This window comes from Pseudomonas sp. GG8, assembly GCF_052976945.1.
The window spans coordinates 1,133,453-1,150,348 of the sequence record NZ_JBRIIP010000001.1 but is presented as its reverse complement, the minus strand read 5'-3'; the positions used below and the strand labels follow the sequence as shown (position 1 = coordinate 1,150,348).

13 protein-coding genes are annotated in these 16,896 nt (G+C 58.1%); 12 read left to right on the top strand and 1 reads right to left on the bottom strand.

Features of this window, described 5'->3' with window-relative positions:
- Window positions 1-4 precede the first annotated feature (4 nt).
- The 4 genes from map (at window position 5) to ACVBEG_RS05565 (ending at window position 5,699) form a co-directional block, all read left to right on the top strand.
- The gene (map, locus tag ACVBEG_RS05580) at window positions 5-802 is read left to right on the top strand and encodes a type I methionyl aminopeptidase (protein ID WP_322180498.1); all 798 of its coding nucleotides are present in this window, start codon (window positions 5-7) and stop codon (window positions 800-802) included.
- Window positions 803-849: 47 nt separating this feature from the next.
- Window positions 850-3,549 carry a [protein-PII] uridylyltransferase gene (locus ACVBEG_RS05575; RefSeq protein ID WP_322180500.1) on the top strand — a complete coding sequence of 900 codons (2,700 nt, stop codon included), beginning with the start codon at window positions 850-852 and terminating at the stop codon, window positions 3,547-3,549.
- 88 nt (window positions 3,550-3,637) lie between these two features.
- The gene (dapC, locus tag ACVBEG_RS05570; protein ID WP_322180502.1) at window positions 3,638-4,831 is read left to right on the top strand and encodes a succinyldiaminopimelate transaminase; all 1,194 of its coding nucleotides are present in this window, start codon (window positions 3,638-3,640) and stop codon (window positions 4,829-4,831) included.
- 118 nt (window positions 4,832-4,949) lie between these two features.
- Window positions 4,950-5,699: a M12 family metallopeptidase gene (locus ACVBEG_RS05565; protein WP_330201601.1), complete on the top strand. Its 750-nt coding sequence runs from the start codon at window positions 4,950-4,952 to the stop codon at window positions 5,697-5,699.
- Window positions 5,700-5,707: 8 nt separating this feature from the next.
- Here the strand turns inward: ACVBEG_RS05565 and ACVBEG_RS05560 are convergent, their stop codons facing one another.
- Entirely contained in the window at window positions 5,708-7,354 is a 1,647-nt protein-coding gene (locus tag ACVBEG_RS05560) for a Na+/H+ antiporter (protein ID WP_322180507.1), read from the bottom strand.
- 738 nt (window positions 7,355-8,092) lie between these two features.
- On the opposite strand from ACVBEG_RS05560, the gene arnB reads away from it, so the two are divergent.
- The 8 genes from arnB to ACVBEG_RS05520 are packed head-to-tail and all read left to right on the top strand — an operon-like array spanning window position 8,093 to window position 16,893.
- The gene (gene arnB, locus ACVBEG_RS05555; protein ID WP_322180509.1) at window positions 8,093-9,241 is read left to right on the top strand and encodes a UDP-4-amino-4-deoxy-L-arabinose aminotransferase; all 1,149 of its coding nucleotides are present in this window, start codon (window positions 8,093-8,095) and stop codon (window positions 9,239-9,241) included.
- Window positions 9,238-10,254, top strand: coding sequence for an undecaprenyl-phosphate 4-deoxy-4-formamido-L-arabinose transferase (arnC, locus tag ACVBEG_RS05550; RefSeq protein WP_443691991.1), 1,017 nt, complete (start codon window positions 9,238-9,240; stop codon window positions 10,252-10,254). The genes arnB and arnC overlap by 4 nt, the downstream gene beginning before the upstream one ends.
- Complete coding sequence (arnA, locus tag ACVBEG_RS05545; RefSeq protein WP_322178222.1) at window positions 10,251-12,242, top strand: bifunctional UDP-4-amino-4-deoxy-L-arabinose formyltransferase/UDP-glucuronic acid oxidase ArnA; 1,992 nt, start codon at window positions 10,251-10,253, stop codon at window positions 12,240-12,242. The genes arnC and arnA overlap by 4 nt, the downstream gene beginning before the upstream one ends.
- Window positions 12,242-13,126, top strand: a complete 885-nt coding sequence (arnD, locus tag ACVBEG_RS05540; RefSeq protein WP_322178221.1) for a 4-deoxy-4-formamido-L-arabinose-phosphoundecaprenol deformylase — start codon at window positions 12,242-12,244, stop codon at window positions 13,124-13,126. Before arnA ends, arnD begins: the two co-directional genes overlap by 1 nt.
- Entirely contained in the window at window positions 13,123-14,769 is a 1,647-nt protein-coding gene (gene arnT, locus ACVBEG_RS05535; RefSeq protein ID WP_322178220.1) for a lipid IV(A) 4-amino-4-deoxy-L-arabinosyltransferase, read from the top strand. Before arnD ends, arnT begins: the two co-directional genes overlap by 4 nt.
- Complete coding sequence (gene arnE, locus ACVBEG_RS05530) at window positions 14,766-15,110, top strand: 4-amino-4-deoxy-L-arabinose-phosphoundecaprenol flippase subunit ArnE (RefSeq protein WP_322178219.1); 345 nt, start codon at window positions 14,766-14,768, stop codon at window positions 15,108-15,110. The genes arnT and arnE overlap by 4 nt, the downstream gene beginning before the upstream one ends.
- Complete coding sequence (gene arnF / locus ACVBEG_RS05525) at window positions 15,107-15,520, top strand: 4-amino-4-deoxy-L-arabinose-phosphoundecaprenol flippase subunit ArnF (protein ID WP_322178218.1); 414 nt, start codon at window positions 15,107-15,109, stop codon at window positions 15,518-15,520. Before arnE ends, arnF begins: the two co-directional genes overlap by 4 nt.
- Window positions 15,517-16,893 carry a UDP-glucose dehydrogenase family protein gene (locus tag ACVBEG_RS05520; RefSeq protein ID WP_322215282.1) on the top strand — a complete coding sequence of 459 codons (1,377 nt, stop codon included), beginning with the start codon at window positions 15,517-15,519 and terminating at the stop codon, window positions 16,891-16,893. The genes arnF and ACVBEG_RS05520 overlap by 4 nt, the downstream gene beginning before the upstream one ends.
- The last annotated feature ends 3 nt before the right edge of the window (window positions 16,894-16,896 follow it).

The following is a 16,896-nucleotide window of genomic DNA, read 5'->3' as shown; positions in this document are numbered from 1 at the left end:
TTTTATGACTGTCACCATCAAAACCCCCGAGGATATCGAGAAAATGCGCATCGCCGGCCGTCTGGCTGCCGACGTGCTCGAAATGATCGGCGCTTACGTCAAGCCTGGCGTGACCACGGACGAGCTGGACCGTATATGCCATGACTTCATCGTCAATGAGCAGAAGGCGATTCCGGCCCCGCTGAACTACAAGGGCTTCCCCAAGTCGATCTGCACCTCGATCAACCACGTGGTGTGCCACGGCATTCCAAACGAGAAGCCGCTCAAGGATGGCGACGTCCTGAACATCGACGTCACGGTAATCAAGGATGGCTACCACGGCGATACCAGCAAAATGTTCCATGTTGGCAAAGTGCCAGAGTGGGCTGAGCGTCTGTCGAAAATCACGCAAGAGTGCATGTATAAAGGCATTGAGCTGGTTCGCCCAGGCGCTCGCCTTGGCGATATCGGCGAAGTGATCCAGAAACACGCCGAAAAGAATGGTTTTTCCGTGGTGCGCGAATACTGCGGTCACGGCATTGGCAAGGTCTTCCATGAAGAGCCGCAAGTACTGCACTATGGCCGTGCTGGCACAGGCATGGAGCTCAAGGAAGGCATGACCTTCACCATTGAACCCATGATCAACCAAGGCCGTGCCGAAACCCGCTTGCTGGGCGATGGCTGGACCGCGATCACCAAGGATCGCAAGCTGTCTGCCCAGTGGGAACACACGATCCTGGTCACGGCAGACGGGTATGAAATTTTCACCCTGCGGAGCGACGACACTATTGCCCGCACATCGACAGTAAGCGCGTCGGTATAAACCACGTCGTTAAAGTCAGGCCTGATAGATAGAAGGAAAGCCGTTCAATGCCGCAGGTGGATCCAGAATTATTCGACCGCGGCCAGTTCCAGGCCGAACTGGCCTTGAAAGCGAGCCCCATTGCCGCTTTCAAGAAAGCCATTCGCCAGGCCCGCGAAGTGCTCGACGGACGTTTCCGCTCGGGTCGCGACATCCGGCGCCTGATCGAAGATCGTGCCTGGTTTGTCGATCACATCCTGCAGCAGGTGTGGGAACAGTTCGACTGGAGCGACGAGGCGGATATCGCCCTGCTGGCGGTTGGCGGCTATGGTCGCGGCGAGCTGCATCCTTATTCAGACATCGACCTGCTGATCCTGCTGGACAGCGCCGACCACGAGGTTTTTCGCGAGCCCATTGAGCGCTTTTTGACGTTGCTATGGGATATCGGCCTGGAAGTCGGCCAGAGTGTGCGCTCGGTCGATGAATGCGCACAGGAAGCCATCGCCGACCTGACAATCATCACCAACTTGATGGAAAGTCGTACGATTGCCGGCCCCGAACGCCTGCGCCAGCGCATGCTTGATGTCACTAGCCCCGCCAGGATGTGGCCGAGCAAAGAGTTTTTCCTGGCCAAGCGTGCAGAGCAGAAAGCCCGCCATCACAAGTACAACGACACCGAATACAACCTGGAACCCAACGTCAAAGGCTCTCCTGGTGGCTTGCGCGATATCCAGACCATTCTCTGGGTCGCCCGTCGCCAGTACGGCACCTTGAATCTGCACGCGCTGGCGGGCGAAGGTTTTCTGCTGGAAAGCGAAAACACTCTGCTCGCCTCATCCCAAGAGTTTTTGTGGAAGGTGCGCTACGCCTTGCACATGCTTGCCGGCCGATCGGAAGACCGCCTGCTGTTCGACCATCAAAGCAGCATCGCCCGCCTGCTCGGCTACGAAGACGGCGATGCGAAGCTAGCAATCGAACGCTTCATGCAAAAGTATTACCGCGTGGTCATGAGCATTGCCGAACTGAGTGATCTGATCATTCAGCACTTTGAAGAAGTCATTCTTTCAGAGGAAGGGAGCGGCACGACTCAGCCGATCAATTCGCGCTTCCAGCTGCATGATGGCTACATCGAAGCCTCCCACCCCAATGTTTTCAAGCGCACCCCCTTCGCGATACTGGAAGTTTTCGTGCTGATGGCTCAGCACCCGGAAATCAAGGGCGTTCGCGCCGACACGATTCGCTTGCTGCGCGAACATCGGCACCTGATCAACGACGAGTTCCGTAACGACATTCGCAACACCAGTCTCTTTATCGAGCTGTTCAAGTGCGAGTTCGGCATCCATCGCAATCTGCGCCGGATGAACCGTTACGGGATTCTGGGTCTGTACCTGCCGGAATTCGGCCATATCATCGGCCAGATGCAGCACGACCTGTTCCATATCTATACCGTCGACGCGCACACCCTGAACCTGATCAAGCACCTGCGTAAGCTGCAATACACTCAGACCTCAGACAAGTTTCCGCTGGCTAGCAAGATTATGGTCAAGCTGCCCAAGCCCGAACTGATCTACCTGGCAGGGCTGTATCACGATATTGGCAAAGGCCGCGGTGGCGACCACTCGGAACTGGGCGCTATCGATGCCGAAGTCTTTTGCCAACGCCATCAACTGCCGATCTGGGACACCCGCCTGATCGTATGGCTGGTGCAAAACCATTTGGTGATGTCGACCACCGCCCAGCGCAAGGACTTGTCCGACCCGCAGGTCATCCATGATTTCGCCCAGTTCGTTGGCGATGAAACCCACTTGGATTACCTCTACGTCCTGACCGTGGCCGATATCAACGCAACCAATCCAACGCTGTGGAACTCGTGGCGCGCCAGCTTGTTGCGCCAGCTGTACACCGAGACCAAACGCGCACTGCGTCGCGGCCTGGAGAACCCTGTCGACCGTGAAGAGCAGATTCGTCGTACGCAAAGTGCCGCGCTGGACATTCTCGTTCGCAGCGGTATCGACCCGGATGACGTCGAGCAACTATGGGCGCAGCTTGGGGATGATTATTTCCTGCGGCACACCGCTGGCGATGTGGCCTGGCACAGCGATGCAATCCTGCAGCAGCCTGCCGATGGCGGCCCGCTGGTGCTGATCAAGGAAACCACTCAGCGCGAGTTCGAGGGCGGCACTCAAATCTTCATCTACGCTCCCGACCAGCATGACTTCTTTGCCGTGACCGTGGCCGCCATGGATCAGCTCAACCTGAACATTCATGACGCCCGCGTCATCACCTCCAGCAGCCAGTTCACCCTCGACACCTACATCGTGCTCGATAACGATGGCGGCTCAATTGGCGACAACCCTGTACGGATCAAGCAAATCCGCGAAGGGCTGACCGAGGCCCTGCGCAACCCCGATGACTACCCGACCATCATCCAGCGCCGGGTACCCCGCCAGCTCAAGCATTTTGCCTTCGCGCCACAGGTCACGATCCACACCGACGCACAACGCCCGGTCACGATCCTGGAACTGAGCGCACCTGATCGCCCTGGCCTGCTGGCGCGAATCGGCAAAATCTTCCTGGAGTTCGACCTGTCATTGCAAAACGCGAAAATCGCCACGCTCGGCGAGCGGGTGGAGGACGTTTTTTTCATCACTGACGCGAACAATCAGCCGCTGTCCGATCCACAACTGTGCAGCCGACTTCAGGACGCTATCGTCGAGCAATTGAGCGTCAATCATGAGCCTCACGCAGAGATGCGCCTCAGTATCTGAATGACGCCATTGCAGGCCCACCTTTACGTTTCGACTCAACGGCGCCCGGCCCACTCCCGGGCGCCACGCTCACTGAGACCTACACCCCATGAATAACGCCTTGCAGCAGCTCCAGCCCTACCCTTTCGAAAAACTCCGCGCCTTACTTGGCAGCGTGACGCCCAATGCCGATAAACGCCCTGTCGCGCTGTCCATCGGCGAACCCAAGCACCGCTCGCCTGCGTTCGTCGCTGAAACGCTGGCCGCCAACCTCGATCAGATGGCGGTTTACCCGACTACGCTCGGCATCCCGGCGCTACGCGAAGCCATCACCGCCTGGTGTGAGCGCCGTTTTGACGTGCCCACCGGCTGGCTCGACCCGGCGCGTCATGTGTTACCGGTCAACGGGACTCGCGAAGCCTTGTTCGCCTTCACCCAGACCGTGGTCAACCGCAGCGACGACGCACTGGTAGTCAGCCCAAATCCGTTCTATCAAATCTATGAAGGCGCAGCCTTGCTGGCCGGCGCACAGCCCCATTACCTGCCCTGCCTGGCGGAAAATGGTTTTAACCCGGATTTCGATGCAGTGTCCGCAGACGTCTGGAAGCGCTGCCAGATCCTGTTCCTGTGCTCGCCCGGCAACCCAACTGGCGCACTGGTGCCACTGGAAACCCTGAAAAAGCTGATCGCCCTGGCTGATGAACATGATTTTGTGATCGCCGCCGACGAGTGCTACAGCGAGCTGTACTTTGACGAACAGACTCCGCCACCAGGCCTGCTGAGTGCATGCGTGGCGCTGGGGCGCAAAGACTTCAAACGTTGCGTGGTATTCCACAGCCTGTCCAAACGCTCGAACCTGCCCGGCTTGCGCTCAGGTTTTGTGGCCGGCGATGCCGACATCCTTAAAGCTTTTTTGCTCTATCGCACCTATCACGGTTGCGCCATGCCGGTTCAAACCCAGCTGGCGAGTATTGCCGCATGGAATGACGAAGAGCACGTACGCGCCAACCGAACGCTGTATCGGGAGAAGTTCGACGCCGTGCTGGAGATCCTCGCCCCGGTGCTCGACGTACAGCGTCCCGACGGTGGTTTTTATCTGTGGCCGAATGTCGGGACCGACGACACTGAGTTCTGCCGCGACCTGTATATAGCCGAGCATGTCACCGTGGTGCCGGGCTCCTACCTGTCCCGCGAAGTCGACGGTTTCAACCCCGGCGCCGGACGTGTACGCATGGCGCTGGTTGCACCTCTGGCCGAATGCGTCGAAGCGGCCACGCGTATTCGGGATTTCATCAAAGGCTGATCACGAAATCTGTAGCGGCCAACACACTGGCCGCTACAGCGAACCGCGATAACTATGTACAGCCTCGGTCAGCTCGCCACAGAGAACAATGAGACTCCGCCTACCCTGGAGTTTCACCATGAACGAACTACGACTCTGCAACGCCCGCCGCTTGAGGGACCAACAGGTTTCCTATGAGACCGCCATCGAAGAGAACCCTGACAATGCCGGGGTATCTGTTCCCGGCAGTCGCCGCAAGCGGGCCGTCGGGCATTTTTCCAGGTTCTGGGCCAATGGCCGCACCCTGAAAATCGGTTTTACCGATGAGGACCTGCCCGAACCCCACAAACAAGCCATTATTGCCGCTATCAACCAGTGGCAAGCCTCTGTAAACCTGACGTTCGAGTTTATTGATGGCCGGGAAAACACGCCGGGCTATGGTAAAGGTGACATCCGAATCACGACTGCCTCCAGCGCGAACTACACCCTGATCGGGACCGATGCCAAGGCCAACGACCCGTGGACTCCTACGATGGTGCTGGGTGTAAAACCATCGGACCCGAAGTTCCGATACACCGTCATGCACGAGTTTGGCCATGCGCTGGGGGCCGAGCATGAACATCAGCACCCGGAAGCCGATATTCCTTGGGACGTGTCGAAGGTGTACGAACACTACGCGAAAGCCGGTCATTCCGCCGAAGAAGTCGATGAATCGGTGCTTCGCAAATTCGAATCAGACAAAACGACCTACACCGCTTACGACAAGCAGTCGATCATGCATTATCCGGTGCCTAACACCATTACGATCGGCGATTGGGAAGTGGGCCTCAATGCGATGATCAGCGATAAAGACAAAGCCTTCATGCGCAAGGCTTATCCAAAAAGATAAGTTGATGGCTATTTAACCGGCCCCAGATTCGCCTCACTCAGGTCCAACTCACCCAATATCTGACGCAGCGCGTCGTCGCCGATCCGGTGATGACGGCGCAGGCTATAGAGTTCCAGGCGCTGCGCGCGCAACGCGTGCAAACGCAGGCGTCGTTCCAGCTGGTCCATTTGCCAAGCCAGCGCCTGCGCTTCGGAGGTGTCGTTGAACACCTCGAGGTGATGGCGGTATTCGGACATGATCCGCGCTTTGACTTCCATCGCCAAAGCGGCTTGCGCAGCGTCGGGGATGACGCCGGTGTCGGCCAGGTCCTCAGCTTCCAGGGCGTGAATCGCCGCTTCAGCGGTATGCTTCCATGCCTCTCGAACCTCGCGTTTCATCGCGTGGTCCGGGCTTTTAGCGACACCGCGCAGCAACAATGGCAAAGCGATGCAGGCTGCAATCAATGACAGCAGGATGACGCCTGCGGCGATAAAGATCAGCAGATCACGCTCAGGAAAGTCTGCCCCGGCACTGATCAACAGCGGCACGGACATCACACCCGCCAGCGTCACGGCCCCTCGCACGCCACCCACGGTCAGCAGCCAGCCAGAGCGCGCCGTCAGCTCAAGCGATGATTCGCCGCGATCACCCCAGCGCCGCAAGCCGACCATCAGCCGCCAGACGCTCTGCACCCACACATAACGTAACGCCAACAACACCATAAAAATCGCCAATACATCTAGGCAACGCCACAACAGGGTTGGCCAGAGCGACACTTCATGACTGGCGACGGCCTTGATGATGTCCGGAAACTGCAGGCCCAGCAGCAGGAAAATCAAGCCATTGAAAGCAAACTCCAGCAGTGCCCAGACGCTACGATTAAGCAGCCGCGTACTGGTCTGTCGCGGCAGCAGATCCAGCCAGCTTTGCATCATACCGGCGGCCACGGCTGACAGAATCCCCGAAGCGCCCAAGCGTTCAGCCAATACATAGGCAGCGAAGGGCAGGAGCAACATGAACACTACATGGGTCGCAGGGTCATCCCAGCCCCGGGCAATCATCCAGCCACGCAAACGCCCCACCAGCCAGCTCAGCGCTACGCCGATGGCCAAGCCGCCACAGGCGACCAGGACAAATGTCAGGCTGGCGCTGGCCAGCGAGAACACGCCCGTCACCGCCGCCGCCAAAGCAAACTTGAAGGTCACCAGGCCGGAGGCATCATTCATCAAAGCCTCGCCTTGGAGCATATGCATAATTGGCGCGGGCAGCCGATCCTGAGCAATCGCCGACACCGCCACGGCATCGGTCGGCGACAGCACGGCCGCCAAGGCGAAGGCCACCGGCAAGGGGATGGTTGGTATCAGCCAATGGATAAAGAAACCGGCGCCCACCACCGTGAACAATACCAGCCCCACTGCCAAGGTAAGAATCGGCCCGCGAAAACGCCACAACTCGCGCTTGGGCATACGCCAACCATCCGAGAACAGCAGCGGTGGCAGAAACAAGAACAAAAACAGTTCAGGGTCGAGCGCGACATGCAAACCCAGCGTCGGCCAAGCCAGCAACGCCCCGGCAGCGATCTGCAACAGTGGCAACGGCAACGGAATCAACCGGGCCACCAACCGCGACACACCGACCAACATCAGCAAAATAAGGACGGTATAGGCTGTTTGCATAAAGCGGTTTTCCTCGTCGTCCACTAACAGTCAAATGCATGCACCCAGGCAACTGCATACCTTCAAACTGACACATTGACGCTCGACCCCTCCACACTGCCGCACTTAGAGAACGGTCAATTCAATGCTCTTGATTGCAAGAACAGGGTAATCGCTCTGTTTCGCATTCGCCGACCAAGGTAACGTAACGAGAACGATTATTCATTCGACCTAGAGCAGGCTTATTAACTGATTCGCACAGGATCGTAACAGGCCACCCCCGAAAATACTTTTTTGCCCACGTTAATGAACGACCTTAAGCAGACCGGCTGTATTCAACACATCCTAGGGCACGATGCAAAAATATTTGCCGCTGGATGGACAGTATTTGTTCAGGTTAGCTCCGCTATTGTAGGAAAGGTCTGACGGTACAGTCTGCGCGCGGACTCAGTACTCTACTGAACTAGCTTGACGCGCATACTGCTGTTGCACCTTTTCGCGTTAAGTTAAACTGTCTCGTGCGAATCGCCCTGCGCTCGCAGCTCCGCAAAACGGTCATGTAATAGAGTTCGCGCCATCCCGCTGAAGGTAAACGTAATTTTCACGATTCCTGAACTATGCTTTGCGCGAACAATTGTGTCGCGGCGCCGTTACCGACCCTGTCAGAGCGGCCCCGTATTTTCAAAGTAAACAGTATCTGTGGATATTGCAGACGGCTCGCTTCTTAAGCCGCAATGCTTTCCTGCGCTAGAGGATCCTATGAATCAAAGTTTCCTGCCCTTTTCCCGCCCGAGTATCGGTGACGAAGAAATTGCCGCCGTCGAGCAGGTTTTACGCTCCGGCTGGATTACCACAGGCCCGAAAAACCAGGAGCTTGAACAGCAATTTGCCGAACGCGTGGGCTGTCGTCACGCCGTCGCGCTCTCGTCCGCCACCGGCGCGATGCATGTCACGTTGCTCGCCCTGGGCATTGGCCCTGGCGATGAGGTGATTACCCCGTCGCAAACCTGGGTGTCCACCGCCAACATGATCTGCCTGCTCGGCGCGACCCCGGTTTTCGTCGACGTCGACCGCGACACCCTGATGACTGACCTCGCCGCCATCGAAGCCGCCATCACCCCGCGCACCAAAGCCATCATCCCGGTGCATTACGCCGGGGCCGCCTTTGATCTGGACCCCCTCTACGCACTGGCCGAGCGTCACGGCATCATGGTGATCGAAGATGCCGCTCACGCAGCGGGCACTCTTTACCGGGGACGTGCGGTCGGCGCGCAAGGCACTGCCATTTTCTCGTTCCACGCGATCAAAAACATGACCTGCGCCGAAGGCGCGATGTTCGTCAGCGATGACGAGAACCTCGCCAACCGGGTCCGCATGCTCAAGTTTCACGGGCTCGGCGTGGACGCCTACGACCGCATGACCCATGGCCGCAAACCGCAGGCGATGGTCATTGAGCCAGGGTTCAAGTACAACCTGGCCGACATGAACGCCGCCATTGCCCTGGTGCAGCTCAAGCGCCTCGACGAGATCAATGCCAAACGCGAGGTCCTGGCCCAGGCCTACCTCAAGCGCCTGGCAGACTTGCCGGTCCAGCCGCTTCTGCTGCCAAGCTATCCGCAGCAGCATGCCTGGCACCTGTTCATTCTGCGCATCGATGCCGAGCGCTGTGGCCTGGACCGCGAGGCGTTCATGAAAGGCTTGCAGGAGCAGAACATTGGCACCGGCATTCATTTTATCGCCACCCACCTGCACACCTATTACCGCAAGCAGTTCCCGTCGGTCCAGTTGCCCAACACCGAATGGAACTCGGCACGCCTGTGCTCGATCCCGCTGTTTCCCGACATGACCCTCGACGACGTCGAGCGCGTTGCGTGTGCTATTGAAACCACTCTGGAACGAAGCCTGTGAAACCTTATCCGATTCAGTGCGTTTCGATCGTCATCCCGGTCTACAACGAAGAGCAGAGCCTGCCTGAGTTGTTGCGCCGCACCGAAGCGGCCTGTGCACAGTTGCACCATGAATTCGAAATCGTTTTGGTCGACGACGGCAGCCGCGACAACTCTGCGCAAATCCTTCAGGACGCCTCGGAGCGTGAAGGCAGCTCCATTGTCGCGGTGATCCTCAATCGCAACTATGGCCAGCACGCGGCCATCATGGCCGGCTTCGAGCAATGCAAAGGCGATGTCGTCATCACTCTGGACGCCGACCTGCAAAACCCGCCGGAAGAAATTCCGCGCCTGGTTGCCCAGGCCGAGCTCGGCTACGACGTGGTGGGCACCGTGCGCAACAACCGTCAGGATTCAGCCTGGCGTCGTTGGCCGTCGCGCTTGATCAATCTGGCCGTGCAACGCTCCACCGGCGTGGCCATGAGCGACTATGGCTGCATGCTGCGGGCGTATCGACGCACGATCGTCGACGCCATGCTGGCCTGCCGCGAGCGCAGTACGTTCATCCCGATTCTGGCCAACAGCTTCGCCCGCCACACCACCGAGGTGCTCGTCCCGCACGCCGAGCGCGAACATGGTGATTCGAAATACAGCCCGATGCGCCTGATCAACCTGATGTTCGACTTGATCACCTGCATGACCACCACGCCCTTGCGCCTGCTGAGCATCCTCGGCTTCAGCATGGCCTTTCTCGGCGTGCTGTTCGCCGTGTTGCTCATCGGTTTGCGCCTGATTTTCGGCGCCACCTGGGCTGGCCACGGCACCTTTGTTTTGTTTGCTGTGCTGTTCGTGTTCACCGGCGGCCAGTTCATCGGCATGGGACTGTTGGGCGAATACCTGGGCCGCATGTACAGCGATGTCCGGGCCCGCCCGCGTTTTTTCATCGAAAAAGTGCTGCGCAGCCCGCCCGCGACGTCCGCTGTAAATGCTAACAGCTCACACCCGTCTTCATCTTCCACTCAGGTCACGTTATGAATCCTAAAGCTGTCGTCTTTGCCTATCACGATATTGGTTGTGCTGGCATCGAAGCCTTGCTCAACGCAGGCTATGAAATCGCTGCCGTGTTTACCCATGCCGACGACCCGAAGGAAAACACCTTCTACGGTTCCGTCGCGCAACTGTGTGCACGCAAAGGCATTCCGGTGCACGCCCCGGAAGATGCCAACCATCCTCTGTGGATTGAGCGGATCAGCAAACTCAACGTCGACTACCTGTTCTCCTTTTATTACCGCCACCTGCTGGGCGAGCAATTGCTGGCCTGCGCGAGCAAAGGCGCCTTCAACCTGCACGGCTCCCTGCTCCCGCATTATCGCGGCCGCGCCCCAGCCAACTGGGTCCTGGTGAATGGCGAAACCGAAACCGGCGTGACCCTGCACCGCATGGTCAAGCGCGCCGATGCCGGCGCTATCCTGGCTCAACAGCGTGTGGCCATCGAACGTGCCGACACCGCCCTGACCCTGCACACCAAGTTGCGCAACGCCGCTGCCAACTTGTTGCGCGACGCATTGCCGCTGCTGGCCCAGGGCAAGTTGACTGAAACCGCCCAGGACGACACCCAAGCGTCCTACTTCGGACGCCGCACCCCGGCCGATGGCCTGCTGGACTGGAAGCGCCCGGCCGAACAGCTGTTCAACCTGGTGCGCGCCGTGACCCAGCCTTACCCTGGTGCTTTCTGCCCGGTTGGCGAACACAAACTGATCGTCTGGAGCGCCGACGTCGTTGCCGGCAATGAAGGCATCGCCCCAGGCCGAGTGATCAGTTCCGATCCCCTGCGCATCGCCTGTGGCGAAGACTCCCTGGTGATCACCGCCGGTCAGCGTGGCGACGCCGGGCTCTACCTCAGCGGCCCGCAACTGGCCCGCGAACTGGGTCTGGTCGAAGGCTCGCGCATGGTCGGCAGCGAGTCGGCACGTGCCGTGCGTCGCACCCGTGTTCTGATCCTCGGCGTCAACGGCTTTATCGGTAACCACCTGTCCGAGCGCCTGCTGCAAGACGACCGCTACGAAATCTATGGCATGGACATCGGTTCCGACGCCATCGACCGCCTGCGCAGCCACCCGAACTTCCACTTCGTCGAAGGCGACATCAGCATCCACTCCGAGTGGATCGAATATCACATCAAAAAATGTGATGTCGTGCTGCCGCTGGTGGCCATCGCCACCCCGATCGAATACACCCGCAACCCGCTGCGCGTGTTCGAACTCGACTTCGAAGAAAACCTGAAGACCGTGCGTTACTGCGTGAAATACAACAAGCGCGTGATCTTCCCGTCGACCTCCGAAGTGTACGGGATGTGTACCGACCCGAATTTCGACGAAGACACCTCGAACCTCATCGTCGGCCCGATCAACAAGCAGCGCTGGATCTACTCGGTCTCCAAGCAATTGCTCGACCGGGTAATCTGGGCTTATGGTCAGAAAGGCCTGCGCTTCACCCTGTTCCGTCCGTTCAACTGGATGGGCCCACGCCTGGACCGTCTGGACTCGGCGCGAATCGGCAGCTCGCGTGCCATCACCCAACTGATCCTGCACCTGGTGGAAGGCACCCCGATTCGTCTGGTCGACGGCGGCGCACAAAAACGCTGCTTCACCGACGTGGCTGACGGCATCGAAGCCCTGGCACGCATCATCGAAAACCGCGATGACAAGTGCAACGGCCAGATCATCAACATCGGCAACCCGGACAACGAAGCCAGCATCCGCCAGCTGGGCGAAGAACTGCTGCGTCAGTTCGAAGCTCACCCACTGCGCTCGAACTTCCCTCCTTTCGCCGGTTTCCGTGACGTCGAAAGCCAGTCGTTCTATGGCACCGGCTATCAGGACGTGACCCACCGCAAGCCAAGCATCGATAACGCTCGCCGCCTGATCGACTGGACCCCAACCATCGAACTGAGCGAAACCATCGGCAAGACCCTCGACTTCTTCCTGCGTGAAGCAATGCTCGAAATCGCGGATAAACGCTAATGCAGGCAGGACTACGCATCGATGTAGACACCTATCGTGGCACCCGGGAGGGGGTGCCTCGGCTACTGGAAATGCTCGATGAGGCGCAGGTAAAAGCGACCTTTTTTTTCAGTGTGGGTCCGGACAACATGGGGCGCCATTTATGGCGTCTCTTCCGCCCCCAGTTCCTCTGGAAAATGCTGCGCTCACGTGCAGCCAGTCTTTATGGCTGGGACATTCTGGTGGCCGGGACCGCATGGCCGGGTAAACCCATCGGGCGTGATCTTGGCCATTTGATGCGGCAAACCCTGGATGCGGGTCATGAAGTCGGCCTGCACGCCTGGGATCACCATGGCTGGCAAGCCAATGCCGGACGATGGAGCGAAGCGGAGTTGATCGAGCAGATTCGCCGGGGCGTGGACTGTCTCAGCGATATCACCGGCCAGGCCGTTGAGTGTTCTGCTTCCGCCGGTTGGCGGGCCGATGAGCGCATCGTTCAAGCCAAGGAATCATTCGGTTTTCGCTACAACAGTGACTGCCGAGGGCACAGTCTGTTTCGGCCAAGGTTGGGGGACGGCAGTCTGGGCACACCACAAATCCCGGTGGATTTACCCACTTTCGACGAGGTCGTCGGCCCGGATTTAAGTGCCAGCGATTTCAACGCATTCATTCTTGATCGATTCAACCCGACCGGACTAAATGTCTACACCATTCACGCAGAAGTAGAAGGGATTCTGATGGCTAACGACTTCCGTCAATTGCTGGCGCAGGCGCGTTTGCGAAATATTTTGTTCCAACCCCTTGGCGACTTGCTGCCAGCCGAGGCCAGCAGCTTGCCTGCTGGACAATTGGTGCGTGGCACACTGAGCGGCCGCGAGGGTTGGCTGGGAGTACAGCACGCATGATCCGGCGCTGGGCACTGCCCTTGCTGCTGCTTGCTTTTTGTCTGGCTTTTCTGCTCCCACTGGCCTCGCACGGCCTGTGGATTCCGGACGAAAGCCGCTACGCACAAATCAGCCAGGAAATACTCCTCAGCGGCAATTGGATTTCACCTCATTTCATGGGGTTGCGTTACTTTGAAAAGCCCATCGCCGGCTACTGGCTGATTGCAATCGGTCAGGCAGTATTCGGTGAGAATTTATTCGGTGTACGCATTGCCTCGGTGCTGAGCACTGGGCTCAGCGTTGTGCTGACCTATCTGATTGCAAAGCGCTTGTGGAACGATCCACGCAAAAGCTTTGCCTGCGCCCTGCTCTACATGAGTTTCGGTTTGATTGCTGGTCAGGCTGGCTATGCCAATCTCGACCCGCAATTCACCCTATGGGTGAACCTGAGCATGGTTGCGCTCTGGTTCGCCATCCACAGCACTGGCCGGGAACGACTGACCAGCTGGGTTTTACTCGGCTTGGCGTGCGGCATGGGGTTCATGACCAAAGGCTTCCTCGCCTGGCTGCTGCCCGCACTGATCGCACTGCCCTACATGCTCTGGCAAAAGCGCGTGCGTGAGTTGCTGAAATACGGGCCGCTGGCCATCGTCGTAGCGATTGTGGTGTGCTTGCCCTGGGCACTGGCAGTACAAACCCACGAACCCGACTTCTGGAGCTTTTTCTTCTGGCACGAGCACATCCGCCGCTTCGCCAGTGATGACGCTCAGCACTCTCAGCCTTGGTGGTTCTACCTGCCGATGCTGGTCGCTTCCAGCCTGCCTTGGGTTGCACTGCTGCCGACAACGTTCCTACAGGCGTGGCGAACCAAGCATCAGGCAAATACCGGCTTTCTGCTGCTCTGGATGCTGCTGCCACTGGCCTTTTTAAGCATGAGCAGAGGCAAACTGCCTACCTACCTCATGCCGTGCCTGATGCCGCTGGCATTGCTCATGGGTTACACGCTGATAGCTCAGATAGAGAAAGCCAAAAGCAGGACGATGCGTATCAATGGGCTGCTCAATCTGACGCTCGGCGTGATCGCCTTGCTCGCGTTGGTGTATGTGCAACTCAAACAACCGGTCTATGAAAACGAACCGCTGCACGTGTTATTGGTGGCCACCGCTCTGATCGGCTGGATAATTGCCAACGCCCTGCAAGCGATCAAACCCCTGCTCTACTGGGCCGCACCTGCGCTCGGCATTTGGCTGGTGGTCGCTCTGCTGCCAGCGGCCCTGCCCAACAGCCTGGTTTTCAACAAAACCCCCGACCTGTTCATCGCCCGCCACGCGCAGGAACTGGGTCAGGCACGGCATTTACTCAGCAACGATCTCGGCGCTGCCTCTGCCCTGGCGTGGCGTGTACAACGCCCCGATGTGGCGCTGTACAACACAATCGGCGAGCTCAAATATGGCCTGACCTACCCAGACGCCTCCGGTCGCACGGTCGGCCTTGAAGATGTCCAGCAATGGATAACTCTGGCTCGACGCGAAGGATCGGTAGGGGTCGTGATGCGGGTGAAAAGCGAAGACGAAGTGCATGAGGTCGACTTACTCCCCAAAGACGCCAAGCGTTATGAGGAAGGAAATATCGTGATACTGATCTTTTCGCAGTCACAACCATGACCCTACTTCTCTTGTTCGCGGCTAGCCTACTGAGCTGTTTCGGCCAGATTGCGCAAAAGTTTGCCGTGGAGAGCTGGCGCGGGCAAAGCCCCGGCATTCTTCTCGCTGCACGCTCTCTATGGCTATGGCTGGCGCTCGCCTGTCTCGGTTCTGGATTGTTGTTGTGGTTACTGGTTCTGCAACGGCTGGAAGTAGGTATTGCCTACCCGATGCTAAGCTTGAACTTCGTGCTTATCACCTTAGTGGCTCGATTCTTGTTCCACGAGCCCGTCGATAGCCGGCACTGGCTAGGTGTCGCATTGGTGATTGCGGGCGTGGTCCTGCTAGGACGGCAAACATGAGTCTGAAACGCGGTATCGCCTTGGCCATGGGCAGTGTTCTATTGGTTAGCACTGCACAACTCGGGATGCGCTGGAGCATGACACGCCTCCCATCCCCCACTCAGTGGCTCGAGGCGCTGGGCAGCGGCACTATTGACCCACTTGCCGCGGGTATTGTTATCGCCGCGATCCTTGCCTATGCCCTTTCCATGCTTTGCTGGCTTCTGGCTTTGCGAGACGTGCCACTAGCCCGAGCCTATTCACTGCTAAGTATCAGTTACGCGTTAGTCTATCTGCTCGCGGCCAGCCTACCGTTCTTCAACGAGCATTTCAGCGTATCAAAAACACTGGGGGTGACCTTGGTCATCCTGGGCGTCATTACGATCAATTCGCAACGAAATTCAGTAGTAAATTCTAGGAACTCCGTATGAAAATCAGCGTATTCGGTAGTGGTTATGTGGGCCTTGTACAAGCGACAGTTCTGGCTGAAGTCGGACATGATGTCATCTGCATGGACATCGACGAGAACAAGGTCAAGCAACTTCAACAGGGCCACGTCAGCATTTTCGAGCCTGGCCTTGCAGCCCTTGTAAGGGAAAACCTGGAAAGCAAGCGCCTGCATTTCACCAGTGATGAAAAGCTGGCCATCGAGCACGGTCAGGTGCTGTTCATCGCTGTCGGCACGCCTTCCAGCGATGACGGCTCAGCAGATCTCAGCGCTGTTTTCGCCGTAGGTGAGGCGGTTGCACGCCATCGCGTCGAACCGCTGATCCTCGTCGAAAAGTCCACAGTACCCGTGGGCACCGGCGACGCCCTGCGCATTCATACGGAAAAAGCATTGGCCGGACGCCCATTGGAGTTCGATATCGTCTCCAACCCCGAATTCCTTAAAGAGGGTTCGGCGGTCACCGACTGCCGTAAACCAGACCGCATTGTGATCGGTTGCGAACGTGAAGAAGTACGCGAGGTCATGCGCGATCTCTATGCACCGTTCAACCGCAACCACGACCGCATCATTTTCATGGATCTGCGTAGCGCCGAGCTGACCAAATACGCCGCCAACTGCATGCTGGCGACCAAGATCAGCTTTATCAACCAGATCGCCGAACTGGCCGAGCACCTCGGCGCCGATATCGAAGCCGTGCGTCTGGGGATCGGTGCAGACTCACGCATTGGTTATCACTTCATCTACCCTGGCGCCGGCTACGGCGGGTCGTGCTTCCCCAAAGACATGCGCGCCTTGATCCACAGCGCTCAAGAGGCGCATTGCTCAAGCGATCTGTTAGAGGCCGTGGAAGCCATCAACCAACGGCAGAAAACCAAGCTGTTCGAGCGTGTAAACGCCTTCTTTAAAGGTGACCTGAAGGGCAAAACCTTCGCGATCTGGGGCCTGGCATTCAAACCCAATACCGACGACATGCGCGATGCCCCTAGTCGCGTATTGATGGAAGCATTGTGGGAAGCTGGCGCGGATGTACGTGCCTATGACCCAGAAGCCATGCAGGAAACACAACGCATCTATGGCGATCACCCTCGTCTGGCCCTGATGGGTACACCAGAGTCAGCACTGAGCGGCGCCGATGCCTTGATCATCTGCACTGAATGGCAACAGTTCAAGGCTCCAGACTTCAAACTCATCCAGGAGCGTCTCAAAACACCGGTCATTTTTGACGGACGCAACCTCTACGACACCGAGAGAATGGCACGCAAGGGTTTCCACTACTTCCCAATGGGACGTGGCGATTCTCGCAACCTGCCGATCCCCCAGCAACAATGGAACGCCGACAGCAACACGCCCGAGTAACCT

Coding starts and splice junctions, on each gene's coding strand:
- map (WP_322180498.1), top strand. CDS start 5: ATGACTGTCACCATCAAAACCCCCGAGGATATCGAGAAAATGCGCATC.
- ACVBEG_RS05575 (WP_322180500.1), top strand. CDS start 850: ATGCCGCAGGTGGATCCAGAATTATTCGACCGCGGCCAGTTCCAGGCC.
- dapC (WP_322180502.1), top strand. CDS start 3,638: ATGAATAACGCCTTGCAGCAGCTCCAGCCCTACCCTTTCGAAAAACTC.
- ACVBEG_RS05565 (WP_330201601.1), top strand. CDS start 4,950: ATGAACGAACTACGACTCTGCAACGCCCGCCGCTTGAGGGACCAACAG.
- ACVBEG_RS05560 (WP_322180507.1), bottom strand. CDS start 7,354: ATGCAAACAGCCTATACCGTCCTTATTTTGCTGATGTTGGTCGGTGTG.
- arnB (WP_322180509.1), top strand. CDS start 8,093: ATGAATCAAAGTTTCCTGCCCTTTTCCCGCCCGAGTATCGGTGACGAA.
- arnA (WP_322178222.1), top strand. CDS start 10,251: ATGAATCCTAAAGCTGTCGTCTTTGCCTATCACGATATTGGTTGTGCT.
- arnD (WP_322178221.1), top strand. CDS start 12,242: ATGCAGGCAGGACTACGCATCGATGTAGACACCTATCGTGGCACCCGG.
- arnT (WP_322178220.1), top strand. CDS start 13,123: ATGATCCGGCGCTGGGCACTGCCCTTGCTGCTGCTTGCTTTTTGTCTG.
- arnE (WP_322178219.1), top strand. CDS start 14,766: ATGACCCTACTTCTCTTGTTCGCGGCTAGCCTACTGAGCTGTTTCGGC.
- arnF (WP_322178218.1), top strand. CDS start 15,107: ATGAGTCTGAAACGCGGTATCGCCTTGGCCATGGGCAGTGTTCTATTG.
- ACVBEG_RS05520 (WP_322215282.1), top strand. CDS start 15,517: ATGAAAATCAGCGTATTCGGTAGTGGTTATGTGGGCCTTGTACAAGCG.